Origin of the sequence: Streptomyces sp. S465 (genome assembly GCF_026898115.1) — a bacterium.
GTDB lineage: Bacteria > Actinomycetota > Actinomycetes > Streptomycetales > Streptomycetaceae > Streptomyces > Streptomyces luomodiensis.
The window spans coordinates 6,104,917-6,124,119 of record NZ_CP114036.1; the positions used below are offsets into that span (position 1 = coordinate 6,104,917).

General features: G+C 72.0%; 16 protein-coding genes. 9 read left to right on the plus strand and 7 right to left on the minus strand.

Translation table 11 applies throughout. From position 1 onward, the window contains the following. Nucleotides 1–50: 50 nt before the first annotated feature. Nucleotides 51–1,841 (minus strand): ABC transporter substrate-binding protein, encoded by a 1,791-nt coding sequence (locus N6H00_RS25860; RefSeq protein WP_268974224.1) that lies wholly within the window; start codon nucleotides 1,839–1,841, stop codon nucleotides 51–53. A 73-nt stretch (nucleotides 1,842–1,914) separates the two neighbouring features. Next, nucleotides 1,915–2,919, minus strand: coding sequence for an ABC transporter permease (locus tag N6H00_RS25865; RefSeq protein ID WP_268974225.1), 1,005 nt, complete (start codon nucleotides 2,917–2,919; stop codon nucleotides 1,915–1,917). Nucleotides 2,920–3,398: 479 nt separating this feature from the next. Between N6H00_RS25865 and N6H00_RS25870 the strand changes: the two genes are divergently transcribed. Further along, nucleotides 3,399–4,667, plus strand: coding sequence for a hypothetical protein (locus N6H00_RS25870; protein WP_268974226.1), 1,269 nt, complete (start codon nucleotides 3,399–3,401; stop codon nucleotides 4,665–4,667). A 33-nt stretch (nucleotides 4,668–4,700) separates the two neighbouring features. Here N6H00_RS25870 and N6H00_RS25875 read toward each other — a convergent pair whose 3' ends face one another. Then, nucleotides 4,701–6,863, minus strand: coding sequence for a S9 family peptidase (locus N6H00_RS25875; RefSeq protein WP_268974227.1), 2,163 nt, complete (start codon nucleotides 6,861–6,863; stop codon nucleotides 4,701–4,703). A 327-nt stretch (nucleotides 6,864–7,190) separates the two neighbouring features. Between N6H00_RS25875 and N6H00_RS25880 the strand changes: the two genes are divergently transcribed. The 4 genes from N6H00_RS25880 to N6H00_RS25895 all read left to right on the plus strand — a co-directional run bounded on the left by N6H00_RS25880 (nucleotide 7,191) and on the right by N6H00_RS25895 (nucleotide 11,196). Beyond that, the gene (locus N6H00_RS25880; protein ID WP_268974228.1) at nucleotides 7,191–7,385 is read left to right on the plus strand and encodes a hypothetical protein; all 195 of its coding nucleotides are present in this window, start codon (nucleotides 7,191–7,193) and stop codon (nucleotides 7,383–7,385) included. A gap of 62 nt (nucleotides 7,386–7,447) precedes the next feature. Continuing rightward, complete coding sequence (mshB, locus tag N6H00_RS25885) at nucleotides 7,448–8,332, plus strand: N-acetyl-1-D-myo-inositol-2-amino-2-deoxy-alpha-D-glucopyranoside deacetylase (protein WP_268974229.1); 885 nt, start codon at nucleotides 7,448–7,450, stop codon at nucleotides 8,330–8,332. Then, entirely contained in the window at nucleotides 8,329–8,697 is a 369-nt protein-coding gene (locus N6H00_RS25890) for a DUF6113 family protein (RefSeq protein ID WP_268974230.1), read from the plus strand. The genes mshB and N6H00_RS25890 overlap by 4 nt, the downstream gene beginning before the upstream one ends. Nucleotides 8,698–8,892: 195 nt before the next feature. Further along, nucleotides 8,893–11,196 carry a peptidoglycan binding domain-containing protein gene (locus N6H00_RS25895; RefSeq protein WP_268974231.1) on the plus strand — a complete coding sequence of 768 codons (2,304 nt, stop codon included), beginning with the start codon at nucleotides 8,893–8,895 and terminating at the stop codon, nucleotides 11,194–11,196. Nucleotides 11,197–11,425: 229 nt separating this feature from the next. On the opposite strand, the gene N6H00_RS25900 is transcribed toward N6H00_RS25895, so the two are convergent. Beyond that, on the minus strand, nucleotides 11,426–12,262 hold the full coding sequence (locus N6H00_RS25900) for a transglutaminase-like domain-containing protein (protein ID WP_268974232.1): 837 nt from the start codon (nucleotides 12,260–12,262) through the stop codon (nucleotides 11,426–11,428). A gap of 18 nt (nucleotides 12,263–12,280) precedes the next feature. Continuing rightward, complete coding sequence (locus tag N6H00_RS25905) at nucleotides 12,281–13,294, minus strand: GNAT family N-acetyltransferase (protein WP_268974233.1); 1,014 nt, start codon at nucleotides 13,292–13,294, stop codon at nucleotides 12,281–12,283. A 114-nt stretch (nucleotides 13,295–13,408) separates the two neighbouring features. On the opposite strand from N6H00_RS25905, the gene fdxA reads away from it, so the two are divergent. Both fdxA and dapC read left to right on the plus strand, forming a co-directional pair. Beyond that, nucleotides 13,409–13,735: a ferredoxin gene (gene fdxA / locus N6H00_RS25910; RefSeq protein ID WP_014054705.1), complete on the plus strand. Its 327-nt coding sequence runs from the start codon at nucleotides 13,409–13,411 to the stop codon at nucleotides 13,733–13,735. 187 nt (nucleotides 13,736–13,922) lie between these two features. After that, nucleotides 13,923–15,044, plus strand: coding sequence for a succinyldiaminopimelate transaminase (gene dapC, locus N6H00_RS25915; protein ID WP_268974234.1), 1,122 nt, complete (start codon nucleotides 13,923–13,925; stop codon nucleotides 15,042–15,044). An 84-nt stretch (nucleotides 15,045–15,128) separates the two neighbouring features. Here dapC and N6H00_RS25920 read toward each other — a convergent pair whose 3' ends face one another. Further along, a complete protein-coding gene (locus tag N6H00_RS25920) occupies nucleotides 15,129–15,719 on the minus strand; it encodes an ATP-binding protein (RefSeq protein WP_268974235.1) in 591 nt (196 codons plus the stop codon). Between the two features lie 464 nt (nucleotides 15,720–16,183). On the opposite strand from N6H00_RS25920, the gene dapE reads away from it, so the two are divergent. Both dapE and N6H00_RS25930 read left to right on the plus strand, forming a co-directional pair. Next, nucleotides 16,184–17,254, plus strand: coding sequence for a succinyl-diaminopimelate desuccinylase (gene dapE / locus N6H00_RS25925; RefSeq protein WP_268974236.1), 1,071 nt, complete (start codon nucleotides 16,184–16,186; stop codon nucleotides 17,252–17,254). 209 nt (nucleotides 17,255–17,463) lie between these two features. Continuing rightward, nucleotides 17,464–18,216, plus strand: a complete 753-nt coding sequence (locus N6H00_RS25930; protein WP_268974237.1) for a TIGR00730 family Rossman fold protein — start codon at nucleotides 17,464–17,466, stop codon at nucleotides 18,214–18,216. 72 nt (nucleotides 18,217–18,288) lie between these two features. Here the strand turns inward: N6H00_RS25930 and folP are convergent, their stop codons facing one another. After that, nucleotides 18,289–19,149 (minus strand): dihydropteroate synthase, encoded by an 861-nt coding sequence (gene folP / locus N6H00_RS25935; RefSeq protein WP_268977110.1) that lies wholly within the window; start codon nucleotides 19,147–19,149, stop codon nucleotides 18,289–18,291. Between the last annotated feature and the right edge of the window lie 54 nt (nucleotides 19,150–19,203).

Below are 19,203 nucleotides of genomic sequence, written 5' to 3' on the forward strand. Positions count from 1 at the left end.
GTGCGGGGGCGCGGTGCGGCCGGGTTCCGGTGGCCTGGTGACGGCCGCGGCTACTTGATGAAGACGGCCGTCGGGTCCACGGCGCCGTAGACCGAGTTGAACTTCACACCGCCCAGCCCTGAGCCCCAGAGGGTGAACAGCCGGTTGTAGAAGGTCGGGACGGCGGGGATGTCATCGGTGAGGATCTTCTCGCTGAGCTTGATCCACTCCGAGGTGGCCCGGCTCAGATCGCTGACCTTGGTCACCTTGGCGATCTCGTCGTTGACCGACGGGACGTTGAGGTGCGAGTAGTTCGCGGAGTCGTCGTAGACGTTCTCGCCGCCGTACACCGGCGGGACCACGGTCGAGGCGGACGGCCAGTCGGCACCCCACGAGGACCGGTACAGGTCGTACTTGTTCTTGACCTTCCCGATCTGCGTGTAATAGGTCGACTGGTCGATCTCCTTCTTCTGGACGTCGAACCCGGCCCGCTCCAGGGCCTGCTCGACGACCACCGAGGCGTCCTGGTGGGTGTCGCCGTTGCCGTAGGCGTAGACGAGCTCGTAGCCCTCCTTGCCCGCCTCCTTCAGCAGCTCCTTGGCCTTCTTGGCGTTGCCGCCCGGGTACTTCTTCTTCTGGAACGGGTCGAAGGAGGGGTCGTAGCCCTTGAGGGTGGGGCCGACCAGCCCGCCGCCGACCTCACCGGCCTTCGGGCCGCCGAACTGCTGGAGATACTGACCGCTGGGGAAGGCCCAGGCGATCGCCTCACGCACCTTCTTGTCCTTGACCCGATCGGTGTTGATCGAAACGACGTCCACATAGGGCTGCGTTTCGGTCAGCGACCGGGACATCGCCTCCTTGTCCTTCAGGACCGTGGAGATCTGCGAGGGGTCGACCGCGTTGGTCCACGTCATCCCGTTCCGGTCGGCGCCCTTGTCGGCCTGGAGCCGGCGGGTGGAGTCCACCCACTGGTGGCCGAAGGAGACGTCGAATGTGTCGACGTACTGATGGCGTATCGGGTCGGTCTTGGGGTCCCACTGGTCGTTCCTGACGAACTGGATGCCCTTGCCCGGCTTATAGTTCCGGATCTTGTACGGACCGGAGGCCAGTGGGGCCTTGTCGTACTTCTCCTTGGTGTCCTTGTCCGGCGGCACCGCCCCGATGTTGGGCATGGCGACCGCGAACGGCACCTCGGCGCGCGGCTGGTCGAAGTGGAAGACGATGGTCTTGTCGTCCGGGGTGTCCAGCACCGACGCGGGCAGATGCTTGCCCTTGTAGGGGCCGTCCGGAAGCGCCTCGCGGTACTTCTGGCCCTCACCGGAGAGCCACTGCTGGAGATAGGTCGGGCCGGCGGCCTCGAACGGCGCGTAGAGCCGCTCCACGGCGTGCCGGACGTCCTTGGAGGTGATGGGCGTGCCGTCCTCGTACTTCAGCCCGTCCTTGAGGGTGTACGTCCAGGTGCGGCCGCCGTCGGAGGACGTGCCGGTGTCGGTGGCGAGGTCGCCGACCAGCTTGGCCTTGCCCGTCTTGTCGTCGAACTGGTAGTTCGTCAGGGACCGGTTGTAGAGCGTCTGCATGATCAGCTCATCGCTGACGTAGATCTGCCCCGGGTCCAGGTGCTCGAAGGCGTCCCGCTGGAGCACCGTGACGGTGCCGCCCTTCTTGGCGCCCGGCAGGTCCTTGGCGGGGCCCGTGGAGTCGGCGGCGGTGCCCAGGGTGATGTCCTGGGACTCCATCGTGGGCTCCTTGGAGTCCTTGGGGTCCGAGCCGCCGCCTCCACTGCTGCACCCCGCGAGCGCCAGCGCCCCCGCGGCCAGGGCGGCGGCGTAGGTACGCGCTCTGCGACTGTTCTTCGGCGTCATCGTGGTCACTGCACCTGCCTCATCGGACGGAAGACTTGCCGTTCTCTGCCTTGGGCCCGTGCCGGCCCCCCGGTCACCGCGTGGTCTTCGGGTCCATCGCGTCCCGGACCGAGTCCCCGAGCAGGTTGAAGGCGACCACGAAGACCACCATGGCGATGCCGGGGAAGAACATGTAGGTGATGTCGCCCTCGTAGAAGTTCGCGCCCTTGGCGAACATCCGGCCCCAGTCGGGCGTCGGCTCCACCACGCCGACCCCGAGGAAGGACAGCGCCGCCTCCGCCGTCACGAAGTTCGGCAGCATCAGCGTGGCCTGCACCAGGATGGGCGTGACGAGGTTGGGCAGCAGCTCCTTGCGGACGATCCGCCACGGCGAGGCGCCGGTCACCCTGGCCGCCTCGATGAACTCCCGCTCCCGCAGCGACAGCACCTGGCCCCGCAGCAGCCGGGCCAGCTGCATCCAGCCCAGCAGCCACAACACCAGCACCAGGGCCGTCACCCGGAAATAGGTGGGCGTCTCCTTCTGCGGGCTGACGAACAGCGCGGTGACCACCGGCATGAAGGCGACGAAGAACAGCTGCTGGGGAAAGGACAGCAGCAGATCGATGAGGCGGCCGAGGAAGTAGTCGGTGCGGCCGCCCACGTAGCCCGCGACCACGCCGATCACGATGCCGGTGAGCGTGGACAGCGCGGTCGCGGCCAGCCCGATCAGCAGTGAGGTGCGGATGCCGTAGAGGAGCTGGGTCAGCACGTCGCGGCCCAGCTTGGGCTCGATGCCGAACCAGAACTCGCCGTCGATGCCCCCGTTGGGCTTCATCGGATAGCCGGTGAGGGGATCCAGCAGCTCGGGCCGGTCCAGGCCGTAGGTGGTGTACGGATCCTTGCCGTACAGCCAGGAGATCACCGGCGCCAGCACGGCGACGGCGAAGAAGAAGGCCACCACGCACGCGGAGATCACACCGGTGCGGTCGCGTCGGAAGCGCCGCCACATCAGCCGGCTGGGCGCCAGACCGGCAGGCGCCTCGCCCTCCGTGCCCGGGGCGGTCTTCTCGACCACACCGGTCTGGGATGGACTCGTCATCGTGTGGCGTCCCCCCGCACTGGTGTCACACACCGTCAACTGACGTTGTCTATGCGCGTCATGTCGTTGGCCCGCTCGCCATGGTGGTGCGGGCGTGTCGGGTTGAGCGGACTTTCGCAATCGGGGAACGGCCCAGTCAAGGGGCGGGGGAGGGTGGATGTGCCCCGCGTTCGAGTCTTGAGCGAAGATTTGGCAGATCGAGGTCCGGACGTGCTTGACAGAGATCCCCCATGGGGGACAAAGCATGGGCTATAGGGATGAAGCGCGTTAACGCACAGGCAACTTCACTGTCGCAACACCGATATACGGACGCGTCAGGCTGAACTGCGTACGGCCGTGCGGGTGCCGTAGACCGGCCGGGGCGCGCCATGTCGCCCCGGCCGGTCACCTGCCCCGGCGGTCGCCGGACGGTCACAATCCGTATTTTTCTTCGCCCCGCGACGGTTGCCCGGGGTGCCAGGCGGGGGAGACCTACGGCTATGGGGCAGGGACGGATACTCAACAGCGGAGCGCGCGTCTTCGGCGCACTCGTCTGCGCGGTCCTCGGGCTGATCTCGCTGGCGTGGATCATCCGCGATCTCGACAAGGCCGATGAGGCGAGCCATCTGTGGTGGACGTGGTCGGGGCTGCCGTTCCGGGCCGTCGGAGGGGTTTTCGGCTCCTCGCTGCTCGACCTCGTTCTGCTGCTGGTCTACGCGGTCGTCGGGATCACCGCCCTGCGTTCACCGGCCGCCGCGGGCGCGCTCGGCGCCGTCGCGGCCGTGACCGTCGCGGTGCGCCTGCCCAGCCTGTGGAATCTGAACTCCGACTGGCTGCAAGGCATCCCGGACGACCTGAAGACGCGGGCGAACCTCACCGCCTGGGCCCAGGTGGTGTTCGGGGGCCTGCTGCTGGCCGTGGTGGCCGCCGCCCGCCGCCCCGCCGACCTCGCCCCGCCCGGCGCGCCGGTCCCGCCCGCCGGCCGGCCGCCAGGCCGTCCCTCACCGGGGGCGGCGGTCACCGGCGCGCTGTTCCTCGGCGCCGTCGGGGCCGTCATCGCCGCCTGGCAGATCTACTGGGTCCAGGACCGGGGCTGGGACGTCTACGAGTACGCGCTCACCGGCGAGCACACCCTGCCCACCCTGCTCTCGGCGCCCGGTGCCTGGACCGCGTGGACGGCGGTCGCGCTGTGCCTGGCCGCCGCGGGCGCCGCGCTCGCGCGGGCCCCGCTGGCCCGGCCCCTGGGGATGACGGCGGCGGCGCTGGTCGTGGGGACCGGCCTCAGCGAGACCTCGCTCTACCTCAAGCTGGAGTACGTGGAGCACTTCGACGATCTGCCGACGGTGGGCGTGCTGAGCGTGCTCAGCGGCTTCTTCAACGTGATCGCGGGGCTGATCGCCCTGCTCGCGCTGGCGCGGCGGGGTGTGCACGAGGGCGTCGAGGGCGTCGGGAGTGCCGCGTACGGCCCGTACGGCCCGTACGGCGGCGCGCCCGCGTACGGCGGCTACGACGGCCGGGGACCCGGCGGCTACGACGGCCACGGGCCCGGGCCCTACGGGGACCAAGGGGGCGGCGGTTACGGCTCCGGGGGCTACGACGGCGGCGGGTACGGCGGCGGGGGTTACGGCGGTGGCGGCTCCGGCGGCGGGGGTTACGGTCCGCCGCCCGCCACGCCGCCGCTGACGCCCCCTCCGCCCCGGACCCCGCCGGCCGCGCCCCCGCCGCCGGCCGCACCGCCCCCGCCGCCGTCGCCCCCGCCGGGCTGGTGACGGCGGACCGGCGAGGGCCCGGGGCCGCGCGGGCTACCGCAGCCCGAGCGACCGCTTGAGGAAGTCCACCTGGAGCAGGAGCAGATTCTCCGCGACCTGCTCCTGCGGGGTCATATGGGTCACCCCGGACAGCGGCACCACCTCGTGCGGACGGCCCGCGGCCAGCAGCGCCGAGGAGAGCCGCAGGGCGTGCGCGACCACCACGTTGTCGTCCGCCAGACCGTGGATGATCATCATCGGCCGGACGGTCTCCGCGGCGCCCGACAGCCCCTCGTCGGTCACCAGCGAGTTGGCCGCGTAGACCTCGGGCTGCTCGTCCGGATGACCCAGGTACCGCTCGGTGTAGTGGGTGTCGTACAGCCGCATATCGGTGGCCGGGGCGCCCACCACGGCCGCGTGGAAGACGTCGGGACGGCGCAGCGCCCCCAGCGCGGCCAGATAGCCGCCGTAGGACCAGCCGCGGATGGCCACCCGGCCGAGGTCCAGCGGATACCGTTCGGCGAGCGCGGTCAGCGCCTCGATCTGGTCCTCCAGCGGGACGGCCGCCATCTCGTCGCGCACCGCCTTCTCCCAGGCGGGGGAGCGGCCGGGGGTGCCGCGGCCGTCCGCGACGATCACCGCGAAGCCCTGGTCGGCGAACCACTGCGAGGTGAGATGGGCGTTGTGTGAGGCGAGCACGCGCTGGCCGTGCGGTCCGCCGTAGGGGTCCATCAGGACCGGCAGCGGTCCGTCGCCCTCCTGGTAGCCGCTGGGCAGCAGCACGGCGCAGGGGATGTCCCGCTTGCCCGCGAAGACGAGGTCGGGGCGGGCGGTGATGACGGGCCGCTCCGCGCACGAGTCGATCTCGGCGAGGCGTTCGGCCGCGCCGTGGTCGCCGGGCCGGAGGATCTCCACGCTCACCCCCGGCCGCTCCACCCTCGTGGAGGACAGCGCGATCACCTCGCCGCCGCGCACGGCGGAGTGGACCGCCGGGACGGGCTGCTTGCCGACCGGCTCCCAGCCGCCCTGGTCGCCGCTGCCCCGGAACCAGGCGCGGTGGACATCGATCTCGCCCGGGTGCTCGGGCAGGGGCGCCCCGGCCCCCGGGGAGGCGGAGAAGAGGACGTCGTCCGTGCCGATGTCGAGGACCGCGCGTACCTGGAGGGCGTCGGAGGTGAGTTTGCGGTCACCGACCATCAGCACCCGGGCGCCGCCCTCATCCGCGATGCGGACGAGCCGTCCATCTTCCGTCCAGGCCGGGACGCCGGGGAAAAGTTCCAGCCAAACCGCGTCCTCGTCGGCGTGGACCGTGCTGGTCCGTCCGGTCTCGGTGTCCACGGCCAGGTACAGCTGGCTGCGCTGGTCCCTGGCCTGGACCAGAAGCAGCGGCGGACCGTAGGCGGACCAGTGCACCCGCGCGAGGTACGGATAGCGCTCCCGGTCCCACTCGATCTCCGTACGGGAGCCGTCCAGACCGAGCAGAACCAGCCGTACTTCGGCGTTGGCGGTGCCCGCGGCGGGATAGGCGATCTCCGTCGGCTGCCGGCCGGGGTGCGCCGGGTCGGCGATCCACCAGCGCTGGACGGGGGCGTCGTCGGCCCGTGCGACCAGCAGGGCGTCGCTCTCCGGCGACCACCAGAAGCCGCGTGAGCGGCCCATCTCCTCGGCCGCGATGAACTCCGCGAGGCCGTAGGTGACGGTGTCGCCCTCCGGCTCCGCGAGGGCCCGGTCATCCTCGCCGTCGACGCCCGTGACCCGCAGCGCCCCGCCCGCCGCATAGGCGATGCGGCGGCCGTCGGGAGAGGGCCGCGGGTCCACGACCGGGCCGGGAACGCGCAGCTCACGAGTGGTTCCGGAGACCAGATCGGTGGTGAAGAGCCGCCCGGAGAGGGCGAACGCGGCCCGCTCCACCGCCGTGTCGACCCCGTAGCCGACCACCCCGGCCGACCCCTCGCGGCTGCGCTCGCGCCGCGCCCGCTCCTCGGGGGACAGCTCCTCGTCGGCGCCGCCGAGCAACTCGGCCGGGTCGGCGGCGGGGTATTCACGCTGCCCGGTGAGGTCGTACACCCACAGGAGGCCGGTCCGGTCGGTGCCCGAGCGGGAACGCAGGAAGACGACGCGTGAATCGTCGGGGGCCACGGTGAGGGCCCGCGGTGTCCCGAGGGTGAAACGTTGGGTGCGCGCGTGCTGCCGTGGGAACGAGAGCTGTCCGGTCATGGGGCGAGCGTACGGCCAAGGATCATCGGCGAGGAAGCGCGGGCATCGAGGGGCGGGACGGCGTCGCCCGCGGTACGGCCGGCCGGGGGGACGCCGGTCCCGGACCGGCCAACGCGCCGCGCACGAAGGCGAGATGGCGCATAACCAACGAGAACCGGTCCGCTGGAAGCCGAAGTTGGTGCGATCAGGCATGCGCCCCTGTCATGCTCCCGTGCACCGAGTCGTGTGCGCGCAGCCATAGTTATGATCGATTGCGCATAGTGGGTAGGCCCCCTGTGGCATCTATATGTTGTCTGTCCGAGTGCGTGTACCTGGAGGTGAGCCGCTGTGGCGCTCTCGATCTCGATGTCAGTGCTGCTGCTGATCATCGTCTTCCTGCTCGTCAACAAGGCCGGGCTGAAGGCGGTGCACGCGGTCGTGTGCGTCCTCCTCGGCTTCTATCTGGCCAGCTCCTCGGTCGCTCCGACGATCGACGACCTCACCACCAACGTGGCGGACATGATCGGCGGAGTGAAGCTCTGACGCCGAGCGGGACCGGGGCGTGCGTTTCATGGGCACTGGTGTGCGAATCGTAGGCTGTGCCCATGACCGTTCTTCCCGCCCGTCGTCTGCTCCTGGTGCACGCACATCCGGACGACGAGTCGATCAATAACGGCGCGACCATGGCGAAGTACGCCGCCGAGGGCGCACACGTCACCCTGGTGACCTGCACCCTCGGTGAGGAGGGCGAGGTCATCCCGCCTGCCCTCGCGCATCTCGCCGCCGACCGCGACGACGCGCTCGGACCGCACCGGATCGGCGAACTCGCCGCGGCCATGGACGCCTTGGGGGTCGAGGACCACCGCTTCCTGGGCGGGCCCGGCCGCTATCGCGACTCCGGAATGATGGGTGCCCCGCAGAACGACCGGCCGGACTGCTTCTGGCAGGCCGACCCGGACGAGGCCGCGGGGCATCTGGTGGCCGTGGTCCGCGAGGTCCGGCCGCAGGTCCTGGTGGCCTACGACACCAACGGGGGGTACGGACACCCCGATCACATCCAGGCGCACCGCGTGGCGATGCGCGCCGTGGAACTGGCCGCCGATCCGGCCTTCCGCCCGGACCTCGGCGAGCCGCATGACATCGCCAAGGTCTACTGGAACTGCGTGCCGCGCTCGGCCGTCGAGGAGGGCTTCGCCCGGCTGCGGGCGGCGGGCCGGGACTCCCTCTTCTCCGGTATCGCCACGGTCGACGACGTCCCCGGAGTGGTGGCGGACGCGGAGGTCACCGCGGTCATCGACGGCACCCCCCACGCGGAGGCCAAGGCGGCGGCGATGCGCGCCCACGCCACCCAGATCGCGGTGGACGGGCCCTTCTTCGCGCTCTCCAACGACCTGGGGCAGCCGATGTTCATCCATGAGCACTACCGGCTCGTCAAGGGCGAGGCCGGGGCGGACCGCGAGGACGACCTGTTCGCGGGGGTGACGGCATGACGGCCCTGCGTCTGGGTGCGTACGCCCTGCTGGCCCTGGCCGGGGCGCTGGTCGGCGTCGCGGGTGCGCTGGTCCAAGCGGCGTGGTTCCCCGGCGGGTTGCTGCTCGCACTGCTCGCGGTGGCGGGCCTGTGCTACGGCGGGGTCAAGGTCATGGGCGCCCGGATGGGCGGCGGAGTGCCCGCGGGGGCCTGGGCGGTGGTCGTGCTGCTGCTCACCTCCTCCCGTCCGGAAGGGGACTTCCTTTTCGGCGCGGGGCTCGGTTCGTACGCCTTTCTCCTCGGCGGGATGTTCATCGGTGTGATGTGCGCCACGCTTCCGTTGGTTCCGCAACCTCCCGGTTCGCCGGTCCGACTTGGTAAGTGACGTGACGTTTTCGGCATGCGTCCCCGGCGCTCGGCGGCCCGTCGGACATGCGGCGAAGGGTGCGCCACGGGCGTACCGGATGCGGCGATACGACGGTCGTCAAGTGCGCCTCCGCGCCGCCCAGTAAGGTGGTGCCGCCGCCGAGCCGCCCGCGCGAGGTCTGACGGGCGGCGGAGCTAACTGGGAGAACCTGCTTTGAGCCGTGAATCTGACAGTTCGTCCTCCGGGCCCCGGGAGGGAAGCGGCGGTGCCGCCTACCCGTCGGGCACCCCGCCGTACGGATCCCGCCAGTACCCCTCGCCGAGCCCCGTGCAGGACGCCCCGCAGGGTGGCTCCGGTGACGGGCAGGCGCGTGCCGCGGCCAAGCCGGAGGAGCCGAAGACCGAGACCACGCTGACGACCCGGATCAAGATCAACATTCCGGGGTCGCGGCCCATCCCGCCGGTGGTCATGCGCACGCCCGTCGCTGAGGACGGCGTACCCGCGCCGCGCTCCGGCGAGGACGCCGCCGCCGAGCGCACCAGCGCCCTGCCCCGCGTCGACTTCACGCCGACGCCGGAGCGCGGTGTGCCGGCCGAGCCCGGCGGGGCCAAGGAGACCTCCGAGCCCCGGGAGAAGAAGAGCGGCAAGAGCGAGGGGGAGCGGACCAGCGACTGGTTCTCCCCGCGCAAGCCCAAGGGAGGCGGCTCGTCCGCCACCGGCGGCATGCCGACGCGGCCGAAGCCCTCGGCCCCGGCCCCGGAGACCACCCAGCAGTTCCCGGCGCCGGACACTACGCAGGGTTTTGCGGCCCCGGACGCCACCCAGGGTTTTGCGGCCCCGGACGCCACCCAGGGTTTTGCGGCGCCGGACACCACGCAGGGCTTCCCGGCCCCGGACACCACGCAGGGTTTTGCCGCGCCGGACACCACGCAGGGTTTCCCGGCCCCGGACACCACCCAGGGTTTCCCGGCACCGCAGCCGGGTGGCGGGCCCGTCGCCGACCTGCCGTACTTCACCGACGGCCAGGCACCGGCCGCCGGTCAGCCCGAGCCGGGCGGATCCACCACCGGCCCGGCCACCGGCGACATGTTCATGCCGCCGTCCCCTGGTGCCGGTCAGCGTGACAGCGAGCTGCTGGCCCCGCCCGGACCGGGCCTCGCGAGTGATCCGTACGGCGGTGACCGGCAGTCCCCTCCGGGCGGTGTGGGGCCGCTGGCCGGGGCCGGTGCGGCCGCCCAGCCGCCGACCCCGCCGGGCGGTTCGCCGCTGTCCGGCAATCTCGGCGCCACCACTGGCGCGGGCCCGCTGACCGGCCCCGGCGCGGGGAAGGCGGGCGACCTCGGCACCGAGCCGTCCTCGCCGTTCCGCGACCCCGAGCCCACGCCGGGCGGCGGGGTGCCGCCCACGCAGGTCTCCAGCGACACGCTGGTCAGCGGGGTGCCCGTGGTACCGCCGGCCGAGGGCAGGGCCAAGCCGCCGTCCCCGCCCGCCGCGGGCGGCCCGGGGGCTCCGGCACCCGGCGGCGACAGCGCCCCGGCGCCGTCCGCCCCCAAGGCGGGCAAGCCCAAGAAGAAGGGCCGCTCCAAGGTCGTCATGGCCGCGGGTCTGCTGTTCGTGGTCGTGGGCGGGGCCTACGCCGCCGGTCTGGTGATGAACCACGCCGATGTGCCCAACGGCACCACCGTCCTCGGCATTGACATCGGCGGCACCTCCAAGGAGGTCGCCGTCGACAAGCTCGACACCGCGCTGGGCAAACGCACCACCGCCCCGCTGACGGTGTCGGTCGACGGTCAGCAGAAGGAGATCAAGCCCTCCGTCGCGGGCCTGGCGCTCGACACCGAGGCCACGGTCCGGAACGTCGCCGGCCGGGACTACAACCCGGTCACCGTCATCGGCTCGCTCTTCGGCGGCACCCATGAGGCCGACCCGGCGGTCACGGTCGACGAGGAGAAGCTGCGGGACGCCCTGGAGCGGCTCGCGGGCGACTCCGGCACGGCCCGCGAGGGCGGCATCACCTTCACCTCCGGCCGGGCCGTCCCGGTGTACGGCAAGGAGGGCAAGGCGCTGGACGTGGACAAGGCGGTCAAGGCCGTCTCGGACGCGTTCCGGCAGCGCGCCGAGACCGGCCAGAACAAGGCCATCACCCTGCCGGTGAGCGTGCGGCGCCCCACGGTCAGCAAGGCCGAGGTCGACAAGAAGATGAAGAGCTTCGCCGAGCCCGCGATGTCGGGGCTGGTCACGGTCCAGACGGACCCCCAGCACTCGATCCCGTTCGGCCCGGACAAGTCGCTGCCGAAGATCCTCTCCATGCGGGTGGTCGACGGCCAGCTGGTGGAGCACTACAACCTGACCGTCCTCAAGGAGCTGTACGGCAGCACCTTCGACGGCGTTCTGCTCGAGCGGGGCGACGGTTCGAAGAAGCCCGTCACCCCGGAGGACGTGGAGTCGGCGCTGCGGATGGCGCTGCGCGGCAAGACGCCCAGCGAGCGCATCGGCATCATCGGCAAGGACAACTGACCACGCCGGCAAGCACAGACCGAACGACGCGGCCCCCGCCCGGCACCGGGCGGGGGCCGCGTCATGTGGCTGACCCGGCCGAGTGGACCGACGGCGGCGATCCGAAGTGCCGCCCCGGCGGGCGCCGCCGGACGGCCGCCGGGGCCGGTGGGCGGCGACGGCCGTGTCGGGGCGGCGGGTGTGGCGGTGAACCGTGGCCGAGGCGGCGCGGAAATCCGTCGGAAGGGCCCTAGTTGAGCAGTGCGCGGGCCGCGCGGGCCTGGCGGCGCACGTCCTCGGCGGCGTCGGGCTCCACCGCCGCCACCACCTCCGCGTACTCCTCCAGCTCCTTGGCGCCGGTCACGAAGTCGCCCCGCTCCACGAGCAGCCGCGCCCGCTCGTAGCGCAGCTTCGCGGGGTGGCTGGGCAGCAGCAGGGACAGCTCGACCGCCCAGAGCTGGACATCGGTGCGCTCGGGGCGGGCGGACGCCCAGGCGCGGATGTTGTTGAGGATGCGCAGCACGATGTCCAGCGGCCCGGCCGGGGTCAGCATCGACGGCGGGAGCGGGGTGCCCGTGGCCCCCGACACCAGCGTCGCCGCGTCCTCGTCCGACAGCGGCCGCCCGCCGTCGAACGGATCGGCCAGCACATGGCTGCCGTACGGGTCGCCGAAGCCGACCACGAAGCGGCCCGGCAGCCCCAGCCCGTACACCGGCGCGCCCGCCCGCCGCGCCACCTCCAGCCACACCACGGACAGCAGGATCGGCAGCCCGCGGCGGCGCCGCAGCACCTGGTGGAGGAGCGAGGACTCCAGCCGCCGGTACTCTGCCGCGCCGCCCCGGAAGTCATGGCGCTCGCCGAGGAGGCGGGCCAGGGCTGCGGCCCAGTCCTCGGGGCCGCCGGGGGAGAAGGGGAGCTGACCGGCCAGCCGGTCGAGTTCGATCTGCGCTTCGTCGATTCCCGCCTCGTCCAGTCCGGGGTCGGCCTCCATGCCCACCAGCAGGCACAGCAGCGCCAGATCGGGGCGCTCTTCGCGGGCCGCGTCGGCGAACCGCCGGCGGCGGGAGGTGTCGTTCATCCGTGGCATAGCCGCCTCGTACCCCGCTCAGGGCACATCCTCCCGGGGTGCGCGCCAGTGATGGTAGACGTGATGGACGGTGAACCCCATGCCCTCGTACAGGGCGTTCGCACCGCCATTGTCCGTCTCCACCTGGAGATACGCGGCCGAGGCGCCCTCGTCGAGCGCCTTGCGGGCCAGTGCGGTCATCACCGCCTTGGCCAGGCCCTGGCGCCGCCGCTCGGGGGCGGTCTCCACGGCGGCGAACCCGGCCCAGCGGCCGTCCACCACACAGCGCCCGATCGCGGCCGGGGCGCCGCCGCCTTCGCCCGCTATGGTCGCGAACCACACCGACGGGCCGCCCGACAGCACCGCCCGCGCCTCCGGGGAGGGCTCGGCGGACCGCTGGTAGCGGGCCATCCAGGCGTCGTCGAGACGGCGGGAGAGGGTGACGGCGGAGATGTCGGCGTCCAGGTCGGCGATGGGGGCGAGCGCCGCGATCCGTATCTGTACGGAGACCTCCCGCGTCCAGCCACGGCTCTCCAGCTCGGCGGCGAGCACCTCCTGGGTGCCCTCGGCGCCCGTGCTGACCTGGATGTACGCGGGCAGCTCGCGTGCCGCGTACCATTCGATCACCCGGCGCAGCGCCGCGTCCAGATCCATCCCGGGGTCGCCGAGGGGCAGCACCGAATTGGCGCGCCGGGTGAATCCGCCGGAGGCGCGCAGCGTCCACTCGCCCAGCTGCTCGCCGACCACCGGCGGCCAGCCGCGGGCGGCGACCCGGTCCAGCTCGGGCGCGTTCGCCGCGGGACCGCGCCGGCGGGCCGGAGCGGCGGGCACCACTTTGCCCGCCACCAGGGACGACTCGGCGAGGCGCACCGCCTCACCGGTACGCCGGGTGATCGCCAGCGTACCCTCGGTCCACGATGTGAGCACCCCTACCACGTCGGTGAAGGTGGCGGCGGGCTCGCGCTCCCCGGTCAGAACTCTGACCGAGACGCGTTTTCCCACGTCATCGGGGGTGATCCGAACTTCAAGACGTCCGCCAGTGGTGAAATCCACAGCTCTGTCAGCCCCTCGTGTGCGTCTGGTACCCAAGAACGGCGATACTAGGTGCGGGCATCGACGACGCCGCGCTCCCGCGCGATAGCAGCCCTAACGAGGAGGAACGTCAGCGTGACCTACGTCATCGCGCAGCCTTGTGTCGACCTGAAAGACAAGGCGTGCATCGAGGAGTGCCCCGTCGACTGTATCTACGAGGGCCAGCGGTCCTTGTACATCCACCCGGACGAATGCGTCGACTGCGGGGCCTGTGAGCCGGTCTGCCCGGTCGAGGCGATCTTCTACGAGGACGACACTCCCGAGGAGTGGAAGGACTACTACAAGGCGAACGTCGAGTTCTTCGACGAGCTCGGTTCGCCCGGTGGTGCGAGCAAGCTGGGCCTGATCGAGCGGGACCACCCCTTCATCGCCGCGCTTCCGCCGCAGGAGCACGACGAGTGACCCTGCCCCGGCATTAGTGCCCGGTAGCAGCCGGCGGTCCCGTATGGCCTGTGGCCTGCGGGACCGGGCTGTTTCCCGGGCGAACCCCGGCGTCCAGCGGCTTCCCGGTGTCCACCGGGTTTCCCGGTGGACACCGGGCCCCCCGGGCTCCTCGGTCCGGGCAGTTCAGAAGAAAGCGAGCCACCCCGTGCCACCCGTCTCCGCCCGTCTCCCGGTCTTCCCCTGGGACCGGCTCGAACCGTACAAGGCGACCGCCGCGGCCCACCCCGACGGCATCGTCGACCTCTCGGTGGGCACCCCCGTCGACCCGGTTCCCGAGCTGGTCCGCGCGGCGCTCGCCGACGCGGCGGACAGCCCCGGCTATCCGACCGTCTGGGGCACGGCCGCGCTGCGGGACGCCCTCACCGGCTGGGTGGAGCGGCGGCTGGGCGCGGCCCGGGTGGCCCACACCCAGGTGCTGCCGGTGGTCGGCTCCAAGGAGCTGGTGGCCTCGCTGCCGTCGCAGCTGGGCCTGGGCCCCGGCGACCGGGTCGCCTTCCCGCGGCTCGCCTACCCCACGTACGAGGTGGGCGCGCGGCTGGCAGGCGCCGAGCCGGTGCCGTACGACACGCAGACATTTGCGGCTGGCGCCGCGGGCACGGAGCTGGACCCGGCCGGGCTGAAGCTGCTGTGGCTCAACTCCCCGTCCAACCCCACCGGCCGGGTGCTCTCCAAGGACGAGCTGCGCACCGCGGTCGCCTGGGCCCGTGCGCACGGGGTGCTGGTGGTCAGCGACGAGTGCTATCTGGAGCTGGGCTGGGAGGCGGACCCGCTCTCCGTGCTCCACCCGGAGATCTCCGGCGGGTCCTTCGAGGGCCTGGTGGCGGTCCACTCGCTGTCCAAGCGGTCCAATCTGGCGGGCTACCGGGCGGCCTTCCTCGCCGGTGACGAGGCGGTGCTGGGCGAGCTGCTGAAGATCCGCAAGCACGGCGGGATGATGGTGCCCGCGCCGGTGCAGGCGGCCACGATCGCGGCGCTCGGCGACGACAAGCACGTGGCGGAGCAGCGCGACCGTTACGAACGGCGCCGCGCCGCGCTGCGCTCGGCGCTGGAGGGCCACGGCTTCCGCATCGAGCACAGCGAGGCGTCGCTGTATCTGTGGGCGACGCGGGACGAGCCGTGCTGGGACACCGTGGGCGCCCTCGCCGAGCTGGGCATCCTGGTGGCGCCGGGCGAGTTCTACGGTGCGGCGGGGGAGCGGCATGTGCGGGTCGCGTTCACGGCGACCGACGAGCGGGTCGCGGCCGCGGTCCGCCGCCTGGCGGGCTGAGGGCGCGCCGCCTGGCGGGCTGAACAGCGGAAGGGGCCCGGGGGGGTTACGACTCCCCGGGCCCCCGCTCGTCGTCCCGCCCGATCAGCCGAGCAGCGGCAGGCCCTTGATCGGCAGACCCTTGACCGGGAGGTCCGGGCCCTGCTGGGCGCTGGGCGCGGGAGCCTCCGCGGCGGCCGGGGCGGCGGCAGCCGGGGCGGCGGCGCGGGCGGACCGGACCGCCGTGCCCTTGCCCTTGGCGTGGGCGCCGCTCTTGCCCTTACCGTGCCTGGGAGCCTTGCCCTCGCCCTTACCGGCGACCTTGGCGTGGGCGGGCTTGGCGTGGGCGGCCTTGTGACCCTTCGCTGCCTTCGCATCCTTGGCGGGCTTCGCCGGCTTGGCGGGCTTGGCCGCCGGGGCCGGGTGCGCCGGGGCGGCCCTGCCCGGCAGGATCTCCTTGATGGTTCCGCCGGCCTTGCCGCTGACGTCACCCGCCGTGCTTCCGACCTGCTGCGAGGCGGCATCGGCGACCTCACCGACGGTGGCGGCGTCCAACGAGGACAGCCCCAGCTTGGGGGTCTGCGGCTGGGCCGGCTCCGCCGCACTCGCGGCGCCGGCGGCACCGACGACAGGAGCCGCGCTCGCCGCGACCAGCAGTGCGGTCCGGGCGATCCGACGGGTGAGAGGGAGGGACATGGTGCTCCTTTGACGGAGGGACAATCGGCGTGGGATGTCCGGTGATTCGGACGCTGTGAATATCGCGTGAGCCACCCGAAGGTTGCGGTATGCCAAGGTAAAGAGTTGGCAACGCATCGCATTATCCTTTTCTGCGCGTCATACGCCCGGACCATTCCTTCGTATGCGCCACCGAATGCCCGGACAACCGCTCTGAACTGCGGTGATCCCGTGCGCTATCGCGCCGGAACGATCCGTGCCGCCGCCCCGGAAAACCCCTTGGCCGAACTCCGGTCGGCCGTGGAATTCCGCGCATTCCGTTCACGCCCGCGGTAAGAGAGACGTTCGATGCGCAACTCGTCCGAGTGGGCCACCGCCCAGTGCGGATCCCCCGGCCGCGCAGCCTCGTGCGCTCCCGGGCCGCCGGGTGGGACCCCGGGCCCGGGGCCACAGGGCGGCAGTGGCGACCGGCTAGGGTCGCGGGTATGGCACATCCAGCACTCGACCTGTCCCTGGACGCGGCCCGGCTCACCGCCCGGCTCGTCGACTTCCCCTCGGTCAGCGGTGAGGAGAAGGCGCTCGCCGACGCCGTCGAGCAGGCCCTGCGGGCCCTGCCACACCTGACCGTCGACCGGGACGCGGACGCCGTCGTCGCCCGGACGAACCTCGGGCGGGACGAGCGGGTCGTGCTGGCCGGTCATCTGGACACCGTGCCGATCGCCGACAACGTGCCCTCCCGGCTCGACGAGAACGGGGTGCTGTGGGGCTGCGGCACCTCCGACATGAAGTCCGGCGTCGCCGTACAGCTGCGCATGGCCGCCACCGTGCCCGCCCCCAACCGCGACCTGACCTTCGTCTTCTACGACCACGAGGAGGTCGCCGCCGAGCTCAACGGGCTGGGCCGGCTGGCCAGGAACCACCCGGAGTGGCTGGCCGGCGACTTCGCCGTGCTGCTGGAGCCCACCGAAGGCAAGGTCGAGGGCGGCTGCCAGGGCACGCTGCGGGTGGAGGTGACCACGCGGGGACGGCGGGCCCACTCCGCGCGCAGCTGGCTCGGGGAGAACGCCATCCACAAGGCCGCGCCGATCCTGGACCGGCTGGCCGGCTACGTCCCCCGGCGAGTGGAGATCGACGGGCTCACCTACCGCGAGGGCCTCAACGCGGTACGGATCGACGGCGGTCACGCGACCAACGTCATCCCGGACTTCTGCACCGTGACCGTGAACTACCGGTTCGCCCCCGACCGTTCGGAGGAGGAGGCGGTCGCGCATGTGCGGGAGGTCTTCACCGGCTTCGAGGTCGAGTTCACCGACAGCGCGCCCGGCGCGCTGCCCGGTCTCGCCCATCCGTCGGCCGCCGCCTTCGTGGACACGCTCGGGGTGGAGGTGGCCCCCAAGGACGGCTGGACCGATGTCGCCCGCTTCTCGGCGCTCGGCGTGCCCGCCGTCAACTACGGGCCCGGCGATCCGAAGCTCGCGCACACCCGCGAGGAGCATGTGCCGGTCGCCGCGGTCCTGGCGGCCGAGGAGCGGCTGCGGGCCTGGCTGACCCGCTGACGGTACGGCCGGCGGCCCGCCACGGCCGGTGGTCCGGGCACGGCCGGTGGTCCCGCCACGGCCGGCGGCGCCTGGCGCGGCGGGGCACCGTGTGATCAGCGGTTCGGTGGGTGAGCGTGGCCCGGATTTCGACTCCGGGCCGCCCGCCGGGGCCTACTCTGAACCACAGGTCTTTGACCAGATCTTGGTCTTGGCGAAGGGAGCACACAATGGGCAACGCCGAAGAAGAGCGAGCGCTGCACGAGCAGCGTCTGGGCCCGGTCGTGCGCCGCCGCCACCAGATGCGACCCGGTACGACCGATCAGCGGCTGCTGGACACCCAGGGGGCCACCCACTGGGTGCACGAGGACCCGTTCCGGGTGCTGCGCATCCAGTCGGAGTTCGTCGAGGGGTTCGGCACCCTGGCGGAGCTCGGCCCGGCGATCAGCGTGTTCGGTTCCGCCCGTACGCCCGAGGGTTCCCCGGAGTACGAGGCGGGGGTGCGGATCGGCCGGGCCCTCGCCGAGGCGGGCTTCGGAGTGATCACCGGCGGCGGCCCCGGCGCGATGGAGGCCGCCAACCGCGGCGCGAGCGAGGCGGGCGGCGTCTCGGTCGGCCTGGGCATCGAGCTGCCGTACGAGCAGGGCCTGAACCCATATGTCGACATCGGGGTCAACTTCCGCTACTTCTTCGTACGGAAAACGATGTTCGTGAAGTATGCCCAGGGGTTCGTGGTGCTCCCCGGGGGGCTCGGCACGCTCGACGAGTGCTTCGAGGCGCTCACCCTCGTCCAGACCAAGAAGGTCACCCGCTTCCCGATCGTCCTCTTCGGCAGCTCCTACTGGCAGGGGCTGGTGGACTGGGTCACGAACACCCTCATCGGGCAGGGCAAGGCGTCCTCGCAGGACCTGGAGCTGTTCCACCTCACCGACGACATCGACGAGGTGATCGATCTGGTGACCAAGGAGTCCGGTGGCGTCTGACCGCGCCCTCCTTACGGCTCTCTCCGGCTCCTTACGATTCCGTTCGGCCGGACCGGCCGCTAAGGGCCCGGTTCAGGCCAGTCCTCGGCGGGCGACCGCCGGGGGCCGGTGGCCCGCGATGGCCGACACCATGTCCAGCACCTGACGGGTCTCGGCCACCTCGTGCACCCGGTAGACCCGGGCCCCCAGCCAGGCCGATACGGCGGTCGTCGCGAGCGTGCCGATCAGCCGCTCCTTGACCGGGCGGTCCAGGCTCTCGCCGACGAAGTCCTTGTTGGACAGCGAGACCAGGACGGGCCAGCCGGTCTCCGTGAGCTCGCCCAGCCGGCGGGTGGCCTCCAGCGAATGACGGGTGTTCTTACCGAAGTCATGACCCGGGTCGATCATGATCCCGTCGCGCCGCACCCCCAGCGCGACGGCGCGCTCCGCGAGCTCCAGGGTGACCCGCAGGATGTCCTCCACCACGTCGTCGTAGCCGATCCGGTGCGGCCGGGTGCGCGGCTGGGCCCCGCCCGCGTGGGTGCACACCAGCCCGGCGCCGTAGCGGGCGGCGACCTCGGCCAGTTCGGGGTCGACCCCGCCCCAGGCGTCGTTGAGCAGATCCGCGCCCGCCGCGCAGACCGCCTCGCCGACCTCATGGCGCCAGGTGTCCACGCTGATCACCACGTCCGGGTGGCGCCTGCGCACCTCGGCCACGAAGCCCACCGTGCGCCGCACCTCCTCCTCGGCGCTGACCTCGTCACCCGGCCCGGCCTTGACCCCGCCGATGTCGATGATCGCGGCGCCGTCCGCGACCGCCTGCTCCACCCGGTCCAGGGCGGGCTCGTCGCGGAACGTCGCCCCCTGGTCGTAGAAGGAATCCGGCGTCCGGTTCACGATCGCCATGATCACCCGCTCGTTCTCGCCGAACTCACGTCGTCCCAGCCGCAGCATCCGTACTTCCTTCACGTCTTCTTCCAGGTTGCGGGCAGCGACGATAACTGTCGG